The sequence below is a fragment of the Chryseobacterium sp. WLY505 genome, assembly GCF_030846215.1.
Classification (GTDB): domain Bacteria; phylum Bacteroidota; class Bacteroidia; order Flavobacteriales; family Weeksellaceae; genus Chryseobacterium.
In genome coordinates this window covers 112,419-134,328 of record NZ_JAVCWI010000008.1, presented here as the reverse complement: position 1 = coordinate 134,328, position 21,910 = coordinate 112,419, and the positions used below count along the sequence as shown (strand labels likewise).

The following is a 21,910-nucleotide window of genomic DNA, read 5'->3' as shown; positions in this document are numbered from 1 at the left end:
AAGTTTTGGGAAACCAGTAACAAAAAAAGACCAATCACATGATATGAAAAGTATTTTCACCTTAATGGCATCGCTTATGATAGCATTGTGCCCCGCTCAGACACATCGGTTTATTTATGAGCTTCAGTATAAAATGGATTCTGCCGAGGCTGGATATGAAAAAGTGAATATGATCCTGGATATCACCCCGAAGGAAGTAAAATTCTATGGAAAAGATCTCGCCATCAGAGACTCACTGAATAAAAAATTCGGAGCAAACTTCAGCTATACGGATATGACCGGACAGGTGGTTAAAAGAAAGATCAATTCTTTTGACAATGAGAATTTCATCAATATTAAAAACGGATATTATTCCTTTAAAACGACAGATAAAATAAACTGGATCATTTCGAATGAAACCAAGAAAGTAGAAAATTATACTTTACAAAAAGCAACTACAAAATTTGGAGGGAGAAACTGGACGGCCTGGTTCTGTAAAGATATTCCATTTAATGAAGGTCCGTTTAAACTCCGTGGATTACCGGGTTTAATTTTTGAACTTTACGACGCCAAAAAGAATTTCATTTATCACCTTATTAAAAGCCAGGAATTACCAGAAGTATACCCGACCGATAGTTTTGTTGAATCCAATTTCGGAAACAAAGCCATTCCTATCAATGAAACGCAAAAATATAAACTGATCATGGAATTTTACAACGATCCTTTTGCTTTTGAAAGAAATAATTTCAGCAAATCCAACAATGATCTTAAAATTAATATCAACGGAAAAGAAATCCGTAATGTTGATGAACTGAATACTCAAACTAAAAGCATGCAGGAAGTTATTAGGAAATATAATAACCCGCTTGAGATTGATAAGGCAATGCATTATCCAAAATATTAAAACCATGGTTTAGTTTTAAGTTTGGGCTAAAGCCTGAGGAAAGTTAAAAATTTATTCAGGCGGGCTAAATCCCACCTCTATTGAATCCAGATATTTAAAGTACATCTTTTATCTTTTATCTTTTATCTTTTATCTTTTTATCATAATTCATATATTTGTACCATCAAAAGGAAATGGTGTTCTTCCTTACCCAACCGCTTTACAAAAGCTGATGACGCCTGATTAAAAGATTATTAACAAATAACTAATCAGGATTATTATGTCAAAAAGTCAAAGAACATTACCGAAAAAAGCAATTTTCCATACTCATTTTTTCTTCAGAAAATTTCCGGCGCTCCCTTATATTTTAAAATGGCTGTCTATCAGTATCATTATTGGTGCTTTGGTAGGAACAGCTTCTGCAGGGTTTCTTCAGTCTTTAGAATGGGCGACAAACTTCAGAGAAAATCACCTCTGGCTGATTGCCCTACTTCCTGGTGCAGGATTTCTGATAGGACTTCTCTATTATTACTTCGGGAAAGATGTAGAAGCAGGAAATAACCTGTTGATTGATACGATTCACGAACCCAGGGAAATCATTCCTTTTAAAATGGCACCTTTTGTTTACCTCGGAACGATCGTAACTCATTTTTTCGGAGGTTCTGCGGGCCGCGAAGGAACAGCACTTCAAATGGCGGGAGCTATCGCAGATCAGCTTACAAAACCTTTTAAGCTCGACCGAAATGATAGAAAAGTATTGATTATTTCAGCAATTGCTGCCGGATTTGGTTCTGTTTTCGGAACTCCACTGGCTGGAGCTGTTTTTGGTCTTGAGGTTTTTCTGATGGGAAAAATCCGTTACAACGCTATCTTTCCTGCATTTACATCCGCCATTCTGGCAGACTGGGCTACCAATCTCTGGAATGTAAAACATACTCATTATCACATTGATTTTATTCCTAAACTGGAATTTTTACCCATTCTTTACAGCATTCTGGCAGGTATTGCTTTTGGAATCTGTGCGGCTGCTTTCAGTAAAATCATTCATTGGATGGGTTCTCTTTTCAAATCAAAAATAAAATACCCTCCGCTTCGTCCAGTTGTTGGAGGAATCATTATAGCACTTGCTGTTTTTGCGATGGGAACAACCCGGTATATCGGATTGGGAGTTCCAGTAATTGTAGAATCTTTTGAAAAGCAGCTTCCGTTATATGATTTTGCTTTAAAAATGATTTTTACCATTGTGACGCTTTCGGCCGGATTCAAAGGTGGAGAAGTTACTCCTTTATTCTTTATCGGAGCTACATTGGGCAGTGCTTTATCACTTTTCATCCCATTACCGTTCGGATTATTGGCAGGAATGGGATTTGTAGCCGTATTTGCAGGTGCTACCAATACTCCTCTGGCCTGTATGCTGATGGGAATTGAATTATTCGGAGCAGAATGTGGTGTGTACGTGGCTATTGCCTGTGTTGTTTCTTACCTTCTTTCCGGTCATAACAGTATTTATACAAAACAAAAGATTGGAGAGGCAAAAAACAGAAGATTTGAAAGCCAGCAGGATAAGTCTGTTTCGGATTTTTTATAAGGGGTTCCGTGATTCGTGGTGCGAGTTACGAGTTACGAGATGCGAGATGCGAGGTCACAGTTATTTGTTTATTTTGTTGCGGGATGCTGGTTTTTATTGGTTCTTAGTTCTTACTTCTTCACTTATAACATCTTGAAACCTAAAATCCTTCAAACTTAAAACCACAAACCTGAAATCCCGAGTCCCGAATCTCTCAAATCCTCAGACTCCCAAACCCCGCAACACGCAACACGCAACACGCAACACGCATCTCATCACCCTCAAACCCTCCCACTCTCAAACTCTCAAACTCTCAAACTCTCAAACTCTCTTCACCATTTCCAACTATAATTCGTAATTTTACCCCATGTTCGATTACAGATTAAAAGTTTTCCATACGGTGGCTACCCGATTAAGTTTCACGAAGGCTTCAGAGGAGCTCCATATTTCCCAGCCGGCTGTTACTAAACATATTAAAGAAATTGAAACTCAGATAGGTGCTAAGCTATTTGACCGTAAAGGAACTTCTATCCAACTGACTCAAAGCGGAAAAATCCTGTTTGAACATGCCGAAAAGATCAGAAACATCTACCGTGACATGGAGTTTGAGATCAGCCAGATCAGTCAGCAGCATAAGGGAAAGCTGATTATCGGGGCAAGTACAACCGTTGCACAGTATATTTTACCGGAAATTCTGGCCAAATTCAATTCGTATTATAAAGATATTAAGATTGAATTGCTGACAGGAAATACAGAAACAATCTCAACCCTTTTAAAAGAGGAGAAAATTGATCTGGGCATTATTGAAGGAGAATCACAGTCTTCTTATTTCGAGTATAAAACGTTTAAGCCCGATGAGATTGTACTGGCCGCAAAGTCAGATCATCCTCTTGCTCATAAAACTTTAAGTTTAAAAGATCTTTACCAACTGGATCTGATCTTCAGAGAGCAGGGCTCCGGAACACTGGAGTTTATCCAAAACAGGCTTAAAGAAAAGGAAATTAATATCCATGAATTGAATACCGTCATGCAGTTGGGAAGCAGTGAAAGTATCAAAAATTATCTTCTTCACTCAGAATGCGTGGCGTTTCTTTCCATCAGCACTATCCTGAATGAACTTAAAAACAACATCCTTACAGTGATTGATATTAAAAACTTCAGTATTGAAAGAGATTTTCATTTTATCCTGCCTAAAGGCGAACAATCTGAACTGATCAGGCTTTTTCTGAGATTTGCGGAATAAGCAATAAGCAAAGATATAACTTTTAGTTATCCGATATAACAAAATACGATTTACTTTGTAATACTATTTTCCGGAATTTTGGTGCAGATTTTAAAAGTTCGCATTATGAAAGATTTCATTCAAAATGAAATGACACGGAAAGTATTTTTTATTGTTTTGGCTATATTATGCCTTACACCACTTATATCTTCTCCAATCGCTCTGGCTCTGGGTTTTTTCCTGGTTGTCTTTATAGGAAACCCTTTTGAAAAACACCTTCATCAATATATTCATTTGTTGCTGCAGATTTCAATAGTTGGTCTGGGATTCGGTCTTAAACTGGATGAAGCGCTTCACGCAGGAAAAACAGGACTGATGCTGACCGTTGTAAGTATTGCCACCGTTATGGTTTTAGGGTATTTTCTGGGAAAATTATTTAAACTGGAAAGGCCATTAGCTTATCTTCTTTCCGCTGGAACTGCTATTTGTGGCGGGAGTGCCATCGCCGCAGTATCTCCTATTATTAAACCAAGCACCAAACAGATTTCTCTTGCCCTTGCTATTGTTTTCACCCTTAATTCTATTGCATTATTCGTTTATCCTGCAATAGGGCATCTTCTGAATCTTTCTCAGGAACAGTTTGGACTTTGGTGTGCAGTAGGAATTCACGATACGAGTTCTGTAGTAGGTGCGGCCAGTAAATATGGGGATGAAGCTTTGAAAATAGCAACTACTGTGAAATTGGCTCGTGCTTTATGGATTATTCCTGTCTCACTGATTACCATGTTTATTTTTAAAAGCAAAGATTCTAAAATAAAGATTCCTTGGTTTATCGGATATTTCATTGTGGCGATCCTTTTGAATACTTATTTCCCCTTTCTTGACCGTTTCAGCACTTCGATTACTGTTCTGGCAAAATCCGGTCTGAATCTGACTTTATTTTTGATTGGTTCTACCCTTTCTATTCGAACGCTGAAATCAATCGGATTAAAACCTTTGGTTATGGCAATTATCCTATGGGTAACGATAAGCATCGGCAGTCTGCTTTACATTATCCATTAAAAGCGCAGAACCCTTTTGAAATCAAAAGGGTTCTGCATATTAAATGTGGAAATGTTTATTTCTAATTGAAATAATTTTCTTTAGATTGCGGCTTCACCACAAGTATATACCTGCGGGCAACCGATATACTGTACACAATACCAAGGTCCGGTTACTGCTCCTGAGCAGCTGCATCCGCATAGTGATAAATCAGGGTTTCCACTTATTCCTCCGGTGATGTTTTTCAGATCCTGTTTTTTTAATTTTTTAGCGTTTTTCATAATGTTCATGAGATTTAGTTTGATTTAAAATATAGTTTTAGTTACCTTCCAAAGTTAAACAAATATTAAATATATGCAACAAAAATTATTGCAAAAATTAATAAATTGTTGATTATAACTTCATTATTATATTCAAAATAAGGAATAACTAAGTATTATTTTTTAAACAAGTTAATTATTCTGTAAATTCAAGGTCTCTGTCGTGGGTTTCAGAAATGGTAAGTGAAGAATAAAATGCAAGCCCGAATACCACCACTCCTACTATGGCAGCACTTTCCACCACAGGGAAATGCCCTTTAAGGGAATCAAAGGCGAATATCATCACCGGTACCAGCCCTCTTACCATGTTAGGAACAGTTGTGGTTGCAGTATTTCTGATATTCGTTCCGAACTGTTCTGCTGCCAGTGTTACAAACATCGCCCAATATCCTGTTCCAAATCCCAGCCATACACAAAACAGATAATATTTGGTTTCCGTGTTGGTATTGCCGAATAACATAATTGCTACCCCGATCAGCGTAAAGATCAGCATATAAAAAATGGCCATTTTACGGGATTTTAAAGCATGAGAAATAAAACCGCTCAACAGGTCACCGACAGAAATACCTACATAAGCCCACATAATTGCTTTTCCGGGGTTGATATCTTTTATGCCCAATTCAGGGGCAAACTGATTGGCTAAAACAGCCAGAATCCCTATACAATACCATGTAGGCAATCCTACTGCAATGCATTTTAAATACCTTATCAATCTGTCTTTATTAGTGAAAAAGGAGAGAAAATTTCCTTTTGAGATGTTTTTATGCTCAAGATTCTTATAAATTCCGGATTCCGATACGCTTATTCTCAGTATCAATAACATGATCCCCATGATCCCGCCGATAATGTAAGAAATGTTCCAGCCTCCAGCCAGTTCTACGGTAAGTTGGGCAACAACAGCACCCATTAATCCAAAACCTGCAACTACCGAGGTTCCGATCGCTCTTAGATTCTTCGGCAGGCTTTCAGAAACCAGTGTAATTCCTGCTCCAAGCTCTCCGGCAAGCCCAATACCAGCAATAAACCTTAAACCGGCATATTGGTACACTAAATGCTCTTTCGGAAAATAAGGAAGAAAACCACAGGCAATATTGGCTAATGAATACACCAGAATAGACCCGAAGAGTACAGAAAGTCTCCCTTTTTTATCTCCGAAAATTCCCCAGAATACTCCTCCAATAAGAAGTCCTACCATCTGGCAGTTCAGTATAAAGGTTCCGTCCGCATCCGGATTCAGCCCCAATGCCTTTAAGCTGGGTATTCTGACAATTCCAAATAAAAGAAGGTCATAGATATCTACAAAATAGCCTAAGGCAGAAATAATAACGGGAATAGAGAAAATGTACTTCAGTTTTGAAGACAGGGACAGTTCTTGCATTTTTAAGTTTTGATAAAAATAAAAAACCTTTCAATTTCTTGAAAGGTTTTTATTAAATATCTTTTTCTGATTATTATCTGGCAATATTCACAGCTCTTGTTTCTCTGATTACTGTTACTTTTACTTGTCCCGGATAAGTCAGTTCATTCTGGATTTTCTCAGAGATGTCGTAAGAAAGCTGAGACGCTACTTCGTCATTTACTTTTCCACTCTCTACCATTACTCTCAGTTCTCTACCTGCCTGGATTGCGTAAGCACTGGATACTCCATCGAAGCTTAATGCTGCAGATTCAAGGTCTTTTAATCTCTGGATGTAAGATTCCAATACCTGTCTTCTTGCTCCCGGTCTTGCTCCTGAAATGGCATCGGCAACCTGGATGATCGGCGATAATAACGACTTCATTTCAATTTCGTCGTGGTGAGCTCCGATAGCGTTTACTACTTCAGGGTTTTCACCGTATTTCTCAGCCCACTGCATTCCTAAAAGGGCGTGTGGTAACTCTGATTCCTGCTCAGGAACTTTACCGATATCGTGTAAAAGACCTGCTCTTTTCGCTAATTTTACGTTTAATCCTAACTCAGCAGCCATCGTTGCAGCAATGTTGGCTACTTCTCTTGAGTGCTGTAGTAAGTTTTGTCCGTAAGAAGAACGGTACTTCATTCTACCTACGATTTTGATCAATTCCGGGTGTAATCCGTGGATTCCTAAATCAATGATGGTTCTCTTACCCACTTCGATGATTTCCTCCTCGATCTGTTTTCTTGTTTTTTCTACAACTTCCTCGATTCTTGCCGGGTGAATTCTACCATCAGTTACCAATCTGTGAAGGGATAATCTTGCAATCTCTCTTCTTACAGGGTCAAAACATGAAAGAAGAATAGCTTCCGGAGTATCATCCACGATGATTTCCACTCCAGTTACCGCTTCTAAAGCACGGATATTTCTACCTTCTCTACCGATAATTCTACCTTTTACCTCATCAGATTCGATGTTGAAAACTGATACTGAATTTTCAATAGCCTGCTCCGTTCCGATTCTCTGGATCGTTTGGATAACGATTTTTCTCGCTTCATTTTTAGCATTCATCTGAGCTTCTTCCATGATGCTCTGAACATGTGCCTGTGCTCTTGTTTTAGCTTCAGCTCTCATGGTTTCTACCAATTCTGCTTTAGCTTCCTCTGCTGTATAATTAGAAATTTTCTCAAGTATTTCTACTTTCTTGGCAGTAGCTGTATCTAATTCCTGTTGCTTTCTTTCAAGAATTTCATTTTTCTTAGCATAATCTGCAATCTGCTTGTCTAAATCTTTTTCAAGTTTTCCAGTCTTGCTAAGCTCGTCATTCAGCTTGTGCTCCTTGTCTTTCGTTCTCTTTTCAACTTCCTGCATTTTCTTTTCGCGGGACTGAATGTCTGCATCATGCTGTGATTTCAGTTCCAGGAATTTTTCTTTAGCCTGAAGGTTCTTTTCTTTCTTTATGGATTCAGCCTGAACGTTAGCTTTTTCTATAAGGTTTTCGGCATTTTTCTTTGCATCATCTATGATGAATTTTGCTTTAGTATTCAGAGAACTTCTGGAAAAAAACATTCCCACGACAGCTCCGATTACTAAACAAACAACACCGACTATAACTTCTATCATAATTTATATTGAGTTTTAATTGTATTCATATCCTTGTTCAATAAAAAAAGCCCACAATAATCCAGAGATTGAGAGTAAACTCCTAATCAACACGATTTGAACTGATTTCCACTGTCTGTAATCCGGAAGCCCGGCACGCCATTCAATGGACATTTGTTCGGTAATTGTTTAGCGTTGAGTTTACCTTTAATGTGTTAGAATTATTGTAGGCAGTACTTTTCAGGAAAAAAAATCTATTTCCCGATTTCATTCAACGACTGATTAATCTGCGTTAATCTTTCGTTGGTAGAATTAATATTTTTCTCGTAGTTCAGAGAAACTACTTCTGCATTGGTTCCCAGTTTAAGGGCACACATTGCCAAAGCATCCTGTTTATCTCTTACATCGAAATTCTGTTCAAAATCTTTAATCATATTCTCGATCTGCTTCCCTACTTTACGCAAAGTTTCTTCCTCTGCTGCCGGTACGTTCAGCGGATACACTCTTCCTGCAATGTTGACGGTTATTCTCCTTACCTCCATTATAATCCACTGTTTTGAAGCTGAGCAATACAGAAATCAATTTCTTTTACCAATCTGTTGATATGGTTTTTCATTAACCTATTGTGTTCAGGATTTCCTGATATTGCTGAATAAAGTTTTATATTTTTTTGTTCTTCTGCTAATACCTGATTCTTTCTTCTTTCCTCATCATATTTCTTCTTCAACTCTTCATGCTCAAAATTTAATTCTTTTAAATTTTCCGTAAGATTTTTATAGTTCTTTTGCAGAGTCGAAATCTTTCTCTCTAATTCTGAAAAATTGTTTTCTAAATCTTGAAGCATTTCAGGTTTGTATATTCTAACTAAAAGCAAAAATAAAAAAATAATAACACTAACAAAAATAAAACACTCTATATTTTGATATAACAATAAAAAAGGAGGTGCCAGTGCACCTCCCGCGTATTTTTCAATACAATATTTTTTATTCAAATTTCAAAACGAACATTACCGCTCTTGTCTGCAATGTAGAGATCGCAGATGACCAGTAAGGAGGTGTAGTAGCGTTATCAGCCACTTTTTCGTTGTTCATGAAGAATGTTCCTCTTACAGCAGGAGTCAGTTTAAACTTGTTGAAATAAAACTGAATTCCCATTTCTGCAGACCATGCAAAGTTGTGCGTTGTAGATCTGTAGATTCCCTGCATGTTGTCATCTGTGGAACTTGAGTTAGACTGAAGGTTTACCACATAGTTTACCCCTGCAGCAACGTAAGGTCTTGAATTGTACCATCTTTGACCGTGAAGTTCCAGTAGTACCGGAATATCAATCAAAGTAGATTTAATTTCTCTTACTTTATCCTTTTCCTGTAAAGGGAATGGCATAAAAGGAGGATTGGTTAAAGATCCACCCGCATAAATGTCATTGGATTGAGTATTAAAAGTCAACTGTCTTTGTGCAAACTGTAACCCTGGTTCTACTCTTACATCAAGATAGTCATTCAGTCTCCATTTTGCAATAAGCCCGGCACCGAAACTATAGCTTTCCTTAGAGGTAACAAGGTTTTCATTATCATTCATCCCATATTTCGGATGCAAAACAATGCGGTAATCCAGTCTGTTCCCGTTCAAATAAAACCCCCAACTGAATTTCTGTTCGTCGAAATCTTCCAACTTGTCCATTCTGTTTCGGGTTCTGAATTGCGCGTTTGCAAAAACGGCAACATTTACTGAGGTTAAAACCAGTGCTTTTAATAGAAATTTATTCATAGGTTACTTTGTTGCTTTATAAATTGTGGCTATACCTAAACTTAATTTTTTATATTCAACTTTCTTAAATCCCGTATCTAAAAGAATTTGCTTCATCTTCTCCCCGAAAGGAAAAGCATTTACAGAATCCGGAAGGTATGTATACGCCCTATTATCCTTAGAAACCAATCTGCCGATGGCAGGCAATATATTTTTGAAATAAAACATATAAAATGGCCCCATGAAACCCTCAACCTTTGAAAACTCCAGTATATAAACACTTTTGTTATCTTTAACTACTCTTCTTAACTCTGCCAAACCTTTGGTAAGGTTTTCAAAATTCCTTACTCCAAATGCAACGGAAACAGCATCAAATCTATTGTCCTCGAAAGGTAAATTTTCTGCATCTCCTTTTTGCATGGAAATTTTGCCGTCTAATTTAAGTTTTTTTATTTTAATAACGCCAACATTCAGCATTTGTTGTGATAAATCTAATCCAACTACTTTAGAACCGGTTCCTTTTTCAATGGTAATTGCCAGATCCCCCGTTCCTGTAGCCACATCCAGCACTTCCTGCGGATTATCATTTTTCATCCATCTTACCAGTTTATTTCTCCATAAAACATCAATTTTCATGGATAAAACATGGTTCAGAAGGTCATACTTCGGTGCAATGTTGTCGAACATATCCTCTACCTGGCTTTTTTTTGTAGCCTCTGAATTGTAGGGAGTAACTTTGGTGATATCTTTTGTCAAAACTTAAAACTTGTAATATTCTTTGTAATAATTTAGGTAATCCTGCTTTCTGAAGATTTTGGATCTTGATTCCACTTTCTGGATATTTTTGATCACTTTGTCGTAGTCTTCATCTACATTGTAATAAAAATCTTCTGTGTAAAGCTTATTGAAGCGTCTTGCTCCTCCGTAATAATCCTTTCCGTCAATAACAGTTTTATCAAGGTGGGCCAGTAACGAATCTTTTTTAAGATTGTATCCGTAATACTGATCGTTTACATAGTAATCCTGGTGGGTAATATTAATCAGACCACGAAGTTTATTCACTTCAAATGCAGAATCGTAAAGCATTTTTTTGTTCTGATCAAAAACCTGAATAGAGTTTTTCCCTTTATTCAAATCCACATGCACATACTGCCCCGCTGAAATAATTCCTTCAGATCCGTTATTGATCTTAAAGTAATACGTATTCGGGGTAGGATTATCTACCACATAATAATTCTTCTTGGCTAAAAAAAGGAAGTAGATCCCAAAGGCAACGATAAACGCCACAGCTGCAATAAGTAAGCCTTTTAAGGACGAGTTGTTTTTCATAGATTGTAAAGTACAATTTTTGCAAATTTAATAATATTTTTAATTCTCCGTTATTAATATTAATTATTAACTTTGCATCTTTAAAAAAATCATATAAACGAATGCCGAATACGATCATTATTGGCTCTGGCTCTTATATTCCGAACAGAGTTATTGGTAGAGATTACTTCATGAATTCCGAGTTCTACACTGAAGACGGAGTAAAGATTGAAAAGCCTGTGGAAGAGACCATTGCGAAATTTGTAGAGATTACAGAAATCGAAAACAGGAGATTCATTGAGGATGATCTTTCCAACTCTCAAATCGGTTATGAAGCTGCAAAAATTGCCCTTGAAGATGCAAAAGTAGACGGCGAAGAATTGGATTATATCATCTACGCAAGCAATTTCGGGGAAGTTACTGAAAACGGATACGCTGATTTTATGCCTACAATGGCAGCGAGAGTAAAAAATAAACTGGGAATCAAAAACAGAAAATGCGTAACGTATGATATGGTTTTCGGATGCCCGGGATGGGTTGAAGCTATGATTTTGGCTGATAATCTTATTAAAGCTAAAGTAGCTAAAACAATTCTTGTTATCGGAGGAGAGACTTTAAGCAGAGTAACGGATCCATACGACAGAAACAGAATGATCTTTGCTGATGGCGCCGGAGCGGTAGTAGTAAAAGCAACTGACGAAGAAAATGTAGGGATTATTGCTCATAACACTATTTGTGACAACGGGCCGGAATTAAATTATCTTGAAAACCAACCCTCTATCAATAAAGAAGCAGATCAAAAACGTCTTTATGTAAGAATGTTAGGAAGAAAAATCTACGAATACGCTCTTAAAAACGTACCGGTTGCCATTAAAGATACGATTACGGATGCAAATCTTTCTATCGAAGATATAGATAAAATCTTAATTCACCAGGCAAACGCTAAAATGGATTATGCTATGATTGAGAGACTTCACAGGCTTTATGACGTGAAAGAGTATGATCACGCGATCTCTCCTATGACAATCCAGGATCTGGGAAATACTTCTGTAGCCACAATTCCTACAATGTATGATTTAATAATTAAAGGAAAAATGGAGGGTCAATCGTTTAAAGATAATGGTAACATTGTAATGACTTCGGTAGGTGCCGGAATGAACATCAATGCTATCGTTTATAGATTTCCTAAAAAGTAATATTTAAACATTAAAAATATAAAAGCACAGGGAAGTTTATTCTTTGTGCTTTTTTTTGATCAGAACATGCAAAAGAATTTTTTAATTATCGCCGGAATCTTCCTGTTTTTGGAAGTATACATTTATCAGGCTGTCAGAACGCTTACCGATAATTTTTGGATCAGAATCGGATATTGGGTAATTTCTTTGGTTGTATACGGGATTTTCGCTTACGAAGTCACTCATTACCAGAGATCAGACAAAAGTATGGTAAGAGCTCAAATCATGATTTCATTATTTTTGATCTTCATTCTTCCTAAGATTTTCGTGGTTCTGTTTTTATTAATTGATGATATTATCAGAACCGGAGGTTATCTGATAGGCTTCGCCAAACCTTCGGAAAATTTCTTCCCGGAGAGAAGAAAATTTCTGAGCCTGGTAGGATTGGGAATGAGTGGTGTTCTTTCCGCTCTTTTTATTGACGGAATTACGTTTGGAAAGTACAGACATAAAGTGAGAAGAGTAAGGGTAAATTTTACTAATCTTCCGAAAAGCTTTAAAGGCTATAAAATCATCCAGATTTCAGATGTTCACAGTGGAAGTTTCTCAGATCCGGGCAAATTGCAGCATGCAATCGACCTGATCAACGAGCAGAAACCTGACCTGGTATTGTTTACTGGAGACATGGTGAACAACGTAGCAGATGAGTTCAAACCTTTCATCCCTCTGTTTTCAAAAATTAAGGCTAAAGACGGAAAATTAGCTGTGCTAGGAAACCATGATTACGGAGATTACGTAACCTGGGAATCACCTGCAGCCAAAAAACAAAACCTTGACAACTTAATTCAGTATGAAAAACAGGCGGGATTTGACATGCTGAGAAACGAGCACAGGGTGATCGAAAGAAACGGCGAAAAACTATATATTCTTGGAGTCGAAAACTGGGGACTGAAACCATTCCCTCAATTCGGAAGAATAGATGACGCTTTAAAAGATGTGCCTGAATCCGCTACAAAGATTCTGATGAGCCATGATCCAACTCACTTTGACTACGTGGTAAAAAAACATCCTGCAAACATCCATCTGACCCTTTCAGGACATACCCACGGAATGCAGTTTGGTTTAGATCTTAAAAATGTAAAATGGTCACCCGTACAGTATAAGTATCCAAAATGGGCTGACTTGTATGAAAGTGAGGGAAAACTGCTGTATGTAAACAGAGGATTTGGTGTATTGGGATATCCGGGAAGAGTGGGTGTACTGCCGGAGATTACGCTTTTTGAGTTGAGCTAGAGGTCCGGGCTTCGGGATGCGAGATTCGGGATACGAGTTATTATTTACAAATGATGGGTTGTTTTTGTTCCTGGTTACCTACCGCGTTAAACACTCACACTCTCAAACTCAAAAACTCTCAAACCCAAAAAACCTGCTACCTAACATCTGCAACCTATTACCTAAAAAATATAATCTTTCATGCGGGAAGTAGCCATTTCCCTGTCATTGAGAAAAGTAAGGAGGGCATCTAATTTGTCCTCCATTTTTTTGCCCGAAAATAAGCTTCGGTAAAAAGGAATATCAAAACGATATTTCTTGAAATCTGTAAACTGCCATGTGTTGAGATAGATCAGCACAAATTCTTCATTCTGCAAAGTTTCGAGAACCATATTCTGATAATACTTCATCGGCAGGATCTGGAATACAAAATCATTATAAGGCAGCTGACTGTACGGAGAGATACTTTCCGGAACAATACTCAGTCCGTCTTCTTCTGTGATGACGGTATCTCTTTTAAGTCTTTTGAAGGGAAAAAGAATATTGGCATTATCAATATTGGAGACATAATTAAACTCCATCATCTTCAAAGTTTCCTGAGAAACTTTTACATCTTTCTGACGGATTCCTCTGATCTGTTTTTCCAGAAGATCCTGAATATTCTTCTTGGCATTTTCAATTTCTTCCGGATTTGAACCTTTGTTATAAAAAGCAATTTCATGCCCTTTGGATGAAATTGCTTTTATTAAATGATGAAGTTTTTCAGTAAGAGAAACCTCTACAAAAAAACTTGATTTGATATCATGAATATCTAAAATTCTAAGAATAGCTTTGGTATTATCTTCTGTAATTTTCAATCGCTCATCAGCAGTAATTGGAGAGCCGTTTTTTATTTCAGCCTCAATACAAGTGATGTTAAAAGTCAATAATACCATTTAAATTAAAGTTTGTATAAATTATATAAAATATTAAAAATCAGATGTTAAAAACAAAAGTAATTAAAGTATTACTTTACATTATTAATCCTTTCCTAATTTTACTTTCAGATTCTTGATCATATCTTTTGTCATTTCAGAAATTCCGAAATCATACGTCAGACCCCAGTCTTTTTTCGCTACTGAATCATCAATAGATGCCGGCCAAGAATCTGCAATTGCCTGTCTGAAATCCGGGTTATAATCAATCGTAAAATCCGGAATTTCTTTTGTGATTTCTTCTGCCAATTCTTTTGGCGTAAATGACATTCCGCCCAGATTATAAGAAGAACGAACCGTCAAACTTTCTTTAGGAGCGTCCATTAATTTCAAGGTTGCATTGATGGCATCATCCATATACAACATCGGCATTCCTGTATTTTCGGAAATGAAACTTGTATACTTTCCGTCTTCAATTGCTTTGTAGAAAATCTCAACGGCATAGTCGGTAGTTCCACCTCCCGCAGGAGTCTTCCATGAGATCAATCCGGGATATCTGATACTTCTTACATCCACCCCATATTTATCGAAATAGTACTCACACCACTTCTCCCCTGCCATTTTAGAGATTCCGTAAACAGTTGTTGGATTCAACACTACATCCTGTCCTACGTCATGCTTTGGAATTCCTTTTCCAAATACTGCGATAGAACTTGGCCAGAAGATCTTTTTAAGAAGCCCTTCTTTCGCCATTTCACAAAAATGAAGCAGTGGCTCAAGATTCAGTTTCCACGCAAAAACAGGCTGCTTTTCCGAAGTTCCGGATAAAAGGGAAGCGAGGTGATACACTGTCGTGATCTCATAATCATGAATCACCTGTCTTACCAATTGGGTATTGGTAACATCCATTCTTTCGTAGTGTCCGGCAGAAGTAATTCCTTCCTGCCATCTGTCCAATCCTGAAGCAACAACGTTTTCCGCTCCATGAATTTCAACAAGTCTGTTTGTCAGTTCGGTACCAATTTGTCCCAAGGCACCTGTAATCAATATTCTTTCCGTATAGGATTCCATTTTTCAGATTTTTTTTAGAATTGTACAAAAGTAAAAAAAACATGCCAACCATAATAAAAAAGGTATACTTTCGTACACCTTTTTATATTCCTGAAATCTTTAACTAAAAAGTAAGATTTACCCTGGCAAAAAGAAATCTTCCGTTCATTCCGAACTGAGAAACATTTCTTGAGTACACAAACTGGTTTTGATTAGTAAGATCAATGGTGGAAGTATTAACATATACGAGGTTACCGGAAGCATCCAGAGAAGGAGTTTTTACCGTTGCCGGACCGTAGTTTTTATCAGGATAAATATCAAACAAATTATTCGCCCCGACTGTCAGTTTAAAGTTTTTAGTAAAATTATATCCAAGAGAGAGGTCGGTAATTATTTTTCCTCCCCAAACGGGATGTTCAGTAGCAACAGCCTGTCCGTTAATGATTTCCCCACTTACGATTCCGTCCCCGTTAGCATCCATTGCATTAGGATCCGTAACTTTCCCGAAATAAACATTTCTTAGCAACACACTGAATTTATTAATCTCCAGGGCATTGTTCAAGGAAGCTTTGAATCTTGGGATAGCTTCTTCAAGGTAAACACGGCTGGATTCCGAATAATACCTGTTGATCTGCCCGGCATTGATTAGAACATCAGAACCATGTATATCGCCTATCCTGTTTGTCTTTGACACTGTAACAGCAAAATCAGAATTCAAAGCTACTGCCTGAGAAAATTTTGCTTTATGTGAAATCACCCCTTCAATACCTTTCGTCTGTGTATCAATCGCATTTGCAAAAAAAGTGGCAGCATTTGCATTGGCTTTATCAAAGGCAGTCTGCAATTTCCCTAGGTCACTTTCCGCCGGATAAGTTCCTGAAGGCCTTGAAAACTGATCAGTTAATACAACTCTGTTTTTAATTTTAATATAATAACCATCCATTGTAAACGTTAAATTCATCTGAGGGATCTTAGCCGTAAAACCAGCAGAATAACTCACCGACTCTTCCTGTTTCAATTGTGGAATTCCAAGAATACCCGCTACATCGGAATCATTAGAAAAAGTACCTACTTCATATGCCGTTCCGCCCACAAATTGTGTCGCTGTGGCATTAAAATAGATCTGCTGCAAAGAAGGAGCCCTGAATCCTGTGGAATGTGCCGCCCGGAGATTGATATGGTCAGTTAATTTATATCTTGTAGCTACCTTATAGTTGAATGTTGAACCAAAGTCTGAATAGTTTTCATATCTCAAAGCGGCACTCACCAACCATTTATCTGTAACATCCAGTTCCGTATCCACATAAGCAGCTATAGAATGTCTTCCTTTATTTAAAGCATTTTCAGGCCGGAAACCAGGAAACACCTGAGCTCCTCCGGGTCTGGTACTTCCAAAGAAATCGGTAGGCTTTAGTGCGCTACTTGTTACAGGGTTTTGAATACTCCCATTAATATCATACAGAGCCCATGAAGCTTCCTCACCGTTTTCTATCTTATATTTTTCAAACCTCATTTCTCCTCCAAAGGCAATATTAAACCCTTTTAACCAGTCTAACTTGGTATCGAAGTCTGCATTGATGGTATTTTGAGAGAATCCCAAACCTCCTGCATTAAACTCTCTTTTACCAGGATACAGCATGGATGCATTGGCGGTATTTTTTATTGTATAATCAAAAGTATTTCTTCCGAACGTATTACTGATATCATAATTAATATTACCTAATTTTCCTTTAAACCCTGCTGCAAAAGAGAGATCTATAACATCAGAAGTAATTTCCGGTAAAAAACCATTAGGATATATTGACGTTGAGGTTCTGTTTTGATTAGGTCTTCTGTAAAATCCTGCTGCATTTCCTGCTCTATAGGAAATTCCCCCAAAAGCATATCCCCGGATTGTTGTAGACAGGTCAAATTCAGAGTTCATAAAAAACTGACCGGACCCTAACCTGGATTGTCCCACCCTCATATTAAAGTCGTCTCTTGTTAATCCCCTGTAAGCAAGCTCATTTTCAGTAACATCACCCTTAAGCAGATCCTGCAGGGCAGCAATTGTATTTGCCGACTGAATACTAGCCTGCTGTGCAGCAGTAAAATAGTTTACATTTGGAGCATATTGATGTATATAATCTATGATTTGCTGTGTATTGGAAGTATTATTGATATTCCCAAAAAGAGCAGAAATATTAACTCCTTTTTCTAATGCCCTTTGCTCAACAGCATTATAACCATTAAAAATATCCCCTGTTGCTGACTTTGCTCTTCTGGTATCATTCCTGTTCAGCAAGCTTGCTGTAAAATTAATGAATCCGTTATTGCCAATTTTAGTTCCGTAATTAAGATCAAGCTGATACTTCTCTCCGTCCCATCCTCCGGTATGATCATTAGCTCCTTTCGAATTAAATCCACCTCCTGTAATTGCAGCGGTAAATGCATTCGTATTTTTTTTCATGATCACATTAATTACTCCGGCAATCGCATCAGAACCATATTGCGCTGATGCACCGTCCCGCAGTACTTCCAGCCTTTCAATCGCAAAAGCCGGAATAGCATTCAGATCTGTCCCTACTGATCCCCTGCCTGGAGAACCGTTAATATTTACAAGTGATGAAGTATGCCTTCTCTTTCCATTAAGTAAAACAAGTACCTGATCCGGTCCCAGCCCTCTCAGCTGAGCAGGATCAACATGATCCGTACCATCTGCTACAGTGGTTGAATTGGAAGTAAAAGAGGGCGCAGCATAGTTTAAGATCTGATTCAGATCGGTTTGCGGGCTTAGCACAGATTGTGATCCAATATTAATAACATCTACAGGAACAGGTGTATCAGTTGCAACACGGTTTTTATTTCTGGATCCTACGGTAATCTTAACTTCATCTACTGATTTTACTTGTACAGAATCTTTAGTTTGAGCATTTAGGTTAGCTGATAGAAAGAACAGGCCTCCCAAAAAGGCAATTTTCTGGTAATTTTTTTTCATGCATTTTTTTTTCAAATGTAGCAATTCAAATCATAAAAAATAAACTAAATTTCACTAAAACTCTAAATAATTTAAATATTATTCAATATTATTAATTAAATAAACAATTAATCGCAAATTAATTTAAAACATATTAACAAGTACAAATAATAATGTATGATTTTCATCTCCTTGCTAAAAACAGCCATTTACACAAAAAAATCAATAATTTTGTTGTAAGAAAAAACAATCATATGAAGAAGATTTTAATTGCTTCGATGCTTTTGGCTGCTCAACTTAGCTGGGCTCAGTTCACAGATATCAATATTATCAAAGAAGTACAGGTAAAAAAGAAAGGTGTTGTGGTCTCCGCACATCCGTTAGCCAGTGAAGCGGGAGCCAAAATCTTAAAGATGGGCGGAAATGCCTATGATGCTGTTACGGCGACACAATATGCACTTGCTGTAGTATATCCGCAAGCCGGAAACATTGGTGGCGGAGGATTTTTGGTAGGCGTAAAAAATAATGGTGAAAAATTTACACTGGATTACAGGGAAACAGCTCCCAAAAAAGCTTCCCGAGATATGTATATTGATAAAAAAGGAAAAGCAGATACAGATCTTTCCCAGAACGGAAGACTGGCTGTAGGTATTCCCGGAAGTGTAGCAGGTTTCTTTGCAACGCTGAAGTACTGTAAACTGCCTATGGAAAAAATCATCCAGCCTGCTATTGATCTTGCTGAAAAAGGATTTGCCATCACAGACAAAGAGGCAGAAATGCTGAATAACCAAAGGGAAAAATTCCAGAAACATAATAAATCTTCCATCATTTTCGTGAAGGATACCCCATGGAAAGCCGGAGATCTATTGGTTCAAAAAGACTTAGCTGAAACTTTGAAACTGATTCAGAAACAAGGAGCAAAAGGTTTTTATGAAGGAAAAACAGCTGATCTTTTAGTTGCCGAAATGAAAAGAGGAAACGGAATCATCACCCTGGAAGATCTTAAAAATTATAAAGTTGCCGAAAGAAAAGCGCTTGAATTTGATTACAAAGGAAGCAATGTTGTTACGATGCCTCTACCATCAAGTGGTGGAGTTCTTCTTGCCCAGATGCTCAGAATGGCTAGTTTCGAAAACCTTGAAAAGTATCAGCAAAACTCTGCAAAAGCGGTTCAGATTATGGCCGAAGCAGAAAGAAGAGCCTTTGCAGACAGAGCAGAATATATGGGGGATCCGGATTTTATTCAGGATAAAACCTCTTACCTGATCTCGGATGAATATTTGAAAGGAAGATGGAAAAGTTTCAGTTTTGACAAGGCTACTCCAAGTTCCGAAGTAGGTAAAATCATAGAACAGCCTAAAGAATCTATGCAGACCACCCATATTTCCGTATTGGATAAGGACGGAAATGCAGCTTCGGTAACAACAACTCTTAACGGGTATTACGGAAGCAAAGTGCTTGTTTCAGGTGCAGGATTCTTTTTAAATAATGAAATGGATGATTTCTCTATCAAACCAGGTGTACCGAATATGTTTGGAGCTGTGGGTGGAGAGGCCAATTCAATACAGCCTAACAAGAGAATGCTCTCTTCTATGACCCCAACCATTATTCTTAAAAACGGAAAGCCTTATATGGTTGTGGGAACACCTGGAGGAACTACAATTCCAACTTCAGTATACCAATCCATTGTGAATGTGGTTGATTTTAAACTCAATGCGAACATGTCAGTCAATGCACCAAAGTTCCACCACCAGTGGCTTCCGGAAACCATTACTGTTGAAAATAATTTTCCGGAAAGTACTATTTCTGAACTGAAAAGTAAGAATTACGTCATTGAAAAGACAAAATATATTGGGAAAACAGAAATGATTGTTCTTGATGAAAACGGAAATATTCACGCAGTAGCAGATGGCCGTGGAGATGATTCTGTAGCAGTGGAATAATCCTTATATAATACAGCAATAATACAGCTTGGGCTTCATTCTCCGAATGAAGCCCAAGCTTTTTTAAGCATTTTAGAAAACCAATATTGTAGATTCTTTTAATGACTTTTGTCATGTTTTCAGATAAATTTTCTTAATTTTCGGCCTTAAAAAAACAAAACGACTGTTCTTTGAAAGCAAAAAAAATATACAATCAGCTTTATTTCCAGGTGATTATCGCCATCATTGCGGGTATTCTTCTGGGAAAATTTTATCCTGAATTAGGTGAAAAGATGAAACCTTTGGGAGACGGATTCATCAAACTGGTAAAAATGATTATCGCTCCGGTAATTTTTATAACCCTTACTTTGGGGATCGCTCACATGACCGATTTGAAAAAAGTAGGCAGAATTGCCATAAAAGCTATGATCTACTTTTTCACCTTTTCAACCCTTGCTCTTATCATCGGATTAGTGGTAGGAAATATTCTGCAGCCGGGACATGGTTTGAACATTGATCCTGCTACCCTTTCGGGCGATGTTTCACAATACCAGGCAAAAGCTCATGAATCTACACTTACGGGTTTTATTATGAATATTATTCCTGAGACATTATTCAGTCCATTGGTGGGTGATAATATCCTTCAGGTTCTTCTGGTCGCTATTTTAATGGGAGTTGCTTTGGTTTTAACAAAAGAAAAGAGCCAGAAAGTAACCGATTTCCTACAGGATTTATCCACTCCGGTATTTAAAATCGTCCATATGTTGATGAAACTTGCCCCGATAGGTGCTTTCGGTGCCATGGCTTTTACGATCGGTAAATACGGACTTCATTCTGTTCTGAATCTTATATTCCTTGTAGGTACATTTTATATTACGTCAATCCTGTTTGTCGTTCTGGTATTGGGAGCGGTAGCATGGTATAACGGATTTAATATTTTGAAACTTCTTTTTTACCTTAAAGAAGAACTTCTTCTCGTTCTGGGCACAAGCTCGTCAGAATCTGCCCTTCCCGGAATTATGGAAAAACTTGAAAAAGCGGGCTGTTCACGCGCCATTGTAGGCCTTGTGGTTCCCACCGGATATTCTTTCAATCTTGACGGAACGAATATTTATATGACCCTGGCCTCTCTCTTTATTGCTCAGGCCTTAAATATTCATCTTCCTATTGAAAAGCAGCTGATGCTTCTTTTGGTGGCTATGTTAAGTTCAAAAGGTGCAGCTGGCGTTACAGGTGCCGGATTTGTGACCCTTGCAGCAACACTGGCCGTAGTTCCTGAAATTCCGATTGCAGGAATGACTTTGATTCTTGGAATTGATAAGTTCATGAGTGAATGCCGTGCATTAACGAATGTTATTGGAAATTCCGTAGCAACAGTTGTTGTAGCGAATTGGGAAAAACAGCTTGATAAAAAACAGCTTCACTACTGCCTGGACCATCCGGCTGAGGTAGAAAAGAAACTGGAAGTGTAAATAGGTGGCAGATGGTAGGTTTTAGGTTGCAGGGATTCGGGAGAGAATCAAGGTTTAAGGTTCAAGGTTTAAGGTTTAAGGTTTAATG

19 protein-coding genes and 1 riboswitch are annotated in these 21,910 nt (G+C 37.7%); of the genes, 8 read left to right on the top strand and 11 right to left on the bottom strand.

Going from position 1 to position 21,910, the window contains the following annotated elements; genetic code table 11:
- The first annotated feature begins 43 nt into the window (after positions 1-43).
- The 4 genes from RAH34_RS16520 to RAH34_RS16505 all read left to right on the top strand — a co-directional run bounded on the left by RAH34_RS16520 (position 44) and on the right by RAH34_RS16505 (position 4,713).
- A complete protein-coding gene (locus RAH34_RS16520) occupies positions 44-883 on the top strand; it encodes a GLPGLI family protein (protein ID WP_306596846.1) in 840 nt (279 codons plus the stop codon).
- A 160-nt stretch (positions 884-1,043) separates the two neighbouring features.
- A riboswitch (Fluoride riboswitch) is annotated at positions 1,044-1,111 on the top strand.
- Positions 1,112-1,142: 31 nt separating this feature from the next.
- Positions 1,143-2,450, top strand: coding sequence for a voltage-gated chloride channel family protein (locus RAH34_RS16515; protein ID WP_306596845.1), 1,308 nt, complete (start codon positions 1,143-1,145; stop codon positions 2,448-2,450).
- A gap of 346 nt (positions 2,451-2,796) precedes the next feature.
- Positions 2,797-3,672, top strand: a complete 876-nt coding sequence (locus tag RAH34_RS16510) for a LysR family transcriptional regulator (protein ID WP_306596844.1) — start codon at positions 2,797-2,799, stop codon at positions 3,670-3,672.
- A 105-nt stretch (positions 3,673-3,777) separates the two neighbouring features.
- Positions 3,778-4,713, top strand: coding sequence for a YeiH family protein (locus tag RAH34_RS16505; protein WP_306596843.1), 936 nt, complete (start codon positions 3,778-3,780; stop codon positions 4,711-4,713).
- 80 nt (positions 4,714-4,793) lie between these two features.
- On the opposite strand, the gene RAH34_RS16500 is transcribed toward RAH34_RS16505, so the two are convergent.
- The 8 genes from RAH34_RS16500 to RAH34_RS16465 form a co-directional block, all read right to left on the bottom strand.
- Positions 4,794-4,982: a hypothetical protein gene (locus RAH34_RS16500; RefSeq protein ID WP_114820564.1), complete on the bottom strand. Its 189-nt coding sequence runs from the start codon at positions 4,980-4,982 to the stop codon at positions 4,794-4,796.
- A 166-nt stretch (positions 4,983-5,148) separates the two neighbouring features.
- On the bottom strand, positions 5,149-6,390 hold the full coding sequence (locus RAH34_RS16495) for an MFS transporter (protein WP_114820565.1): 1,242 nt from the start codon (positions 6,388-6,390) through the stop codon (positions 5,149-5,151).
- Between the two features lie 73 nt (positions 6,391-6,463).
- The gene (gene rny / locus RAH34_RS16490) at positions 6,464-8,029 is read right to left on the bottom strand and encodes a ribonuclease Y (protein WP_185144333.1); all 1,566 of its coding nucleotides are present in this window, start codon (positions 8,027-8,029) and stop codon (positions 6,464-6,466) included.
- A 233-nt stretch (positions 8,030-8,262) separates the two neighbouring features.
- The gene (locus RAH34_RS16485) at positions 8,263-8,550 is read right to left on the bottom strand and encodes a cell division protein ZapA (protein ID WP_034695967.1); all 288 of its coding nucleotides are present in this window, start codon (positions 8,548-8,550) and stop codon (positions 8,263-8,265) included.
- Complete coding sequence (locus tag RAH34_RS16480; RefSeq protein WP_228411955.1) at positions 8,550-8,999, bottom strand: hypothetical protein; 450 nt, start codon at positions 8,997-8,999, stop codon at positions 8,550-8,552. Before RAH34_RS16480 ends, RAH34_RS16485 begins: the two co-directional genes overlap by 1 nt.
- Positions 8,992-9,774 carry a porin family protein gene (locus tag RAH34_RS16475; RefSeq protein ID WP_034695972.1) on the bottom strand — a complete coding sequence of 261 codons (783 nt, stop codon included), beginning with the start codon at positions 9,772-9,774 and terminating at the stop codon, positions 8,992-8,994. Before RAH34_RS16475 ends, RAH34_RS16480 begins: the two co-directional genes overlap by 8 nt.
- A gap of 3 nt (positions 9,775-9,777) precedes the next feature.
- Positions 9,778-10,509, bottom strand: a complete 732-nt coding sequence (gene ubiE, locus RAH34_RS16470) for a bifunctional demethylmenaquinone methyltransferase/2-methoxy-6-polyprenyl-1,4-benzoquinol methylase UbiE (protein WP_047096897.1) — start codon at positions 10,507-10,509, stop codon at positions 9,778-9,780.
- A gap of 3 nt (positions 10,510-10,512) precedes the next feature.
- A complete protein-coding gene (locus RAH34_RS16465) occupies positions 10,513-11,082 on the bottom strand; it encodes a hypothetical protein (protein ID WP_114820567.1) in 570 nt (189 codons plus the stop codon).
- Positions 11,083-11,183: 101 nt separating this feature from the next.
- Here RAH34_RS16465 and RAH34_RS16460 point away from each other — a divergent pair, with 101 nt between their 5' ends.
- Positions 11,184-12,257: a 3-oxoacyl-ACP synthase III family protein gene (locus RAH34_RS16460; protein WP_114820568.1), complete on the top strand. Its 1,074-nt coding sequence runs from the start codon at positions 11,184-11,186 to the stop codon at positions 12,255-12,257.
- 66 nt (positions 12,258-12,323) lie between these two features.
- Positions 12,324-13,529, top strand: a complete 1,206-nt coding sequence (locus RAH34_RS16455; RefSeq protein ID WP_306596841.1) for a metallophosphoesterase — start codon at positions 12,324-12,326, stop codon at positions 13,527-13,529.
- A 161-nt stretch (positions 13,530-13,690) separates the two neighbouring features.
- On the opposite strand, the gene RAH34_RS16450 is transcribed toward RAH34_RS16455, so the two are convergent.
- From RAH34_RS16450 to RAH34_RS16440, 3 genes are all read right to left on the bottom strand, one after another.
- Positions 13,691-14,443 carry a polysaccharide deacetylase gene (locus RAH34_RS16450; RefSeq protein WP_306596839.1) on the bottom strand — a complete coding sequence of 251 codons (753 nt, stop codon included), beginning with the start codon at positions 14,441-14,443 and terminating at the stop codon, positions 13,691-13,693.
- A gap of 84 nt (positions 14,444-14,527) precedes the next feature.
- Positions 14,528-15,493 (bottom strand): NAD-dependent epimerase/dehydratase family protein, encoded by a 966-nt coding sequence (locus tag RAH34_RS16445; RefSeq protein WP_306596838.1) that lies wholly within the window; start codon positions 15,491-15,493, stop codon positions 14,528-14,530.
- 103 nt (positions 15,494-15,596) lie between these two features.
- Positions 15,597-18,449, bottom strand: coding sequence for a TonB-dependent siderophore receptor (locus RAH34_RS16440; RefSeq protein ID WP_114820572.1), 2,853 nt, complete (start codon positions 18,447-18,449; stop codon positions 15,597-15,599).
- A gap of 233 nt (positions 18,450-18,682) precedes the next feature.
- Here RAH34_RS16440 and ggt point away from each other — a divergent pair, with 233 nt between their 5' ends.
- Both ggt and RAH34_RS16430 read left to right on the top strand, forming a co-directional pair.
- Positions 18,683-20,371, top strand: a complete 1,689-nt coding sequence (gene ggt / locus RAH34_RS16435) for a gamma-glutamyltransferase (protein ID WP_114820665.1) — start codon at positions 18,683-18,685, stop codon at positions 20,369-20,371.
- 170 nt (positions 20,372-20,541) lie between these two features.
- Positions 20,542-21,822: a dicarboxylate/amino acid:cation symporter gene (locus tag RAH34_RS16430; RefSeq protein ID WP_306596837.1), complete on the top strand. Its 1,281-nt coding sequence runs from the start codon at positions 20,542-20,544 to the stop codon at positions 21,820-21,822.
- Positions 21,823-21,910: the final 88 nt, after the last annotated feature.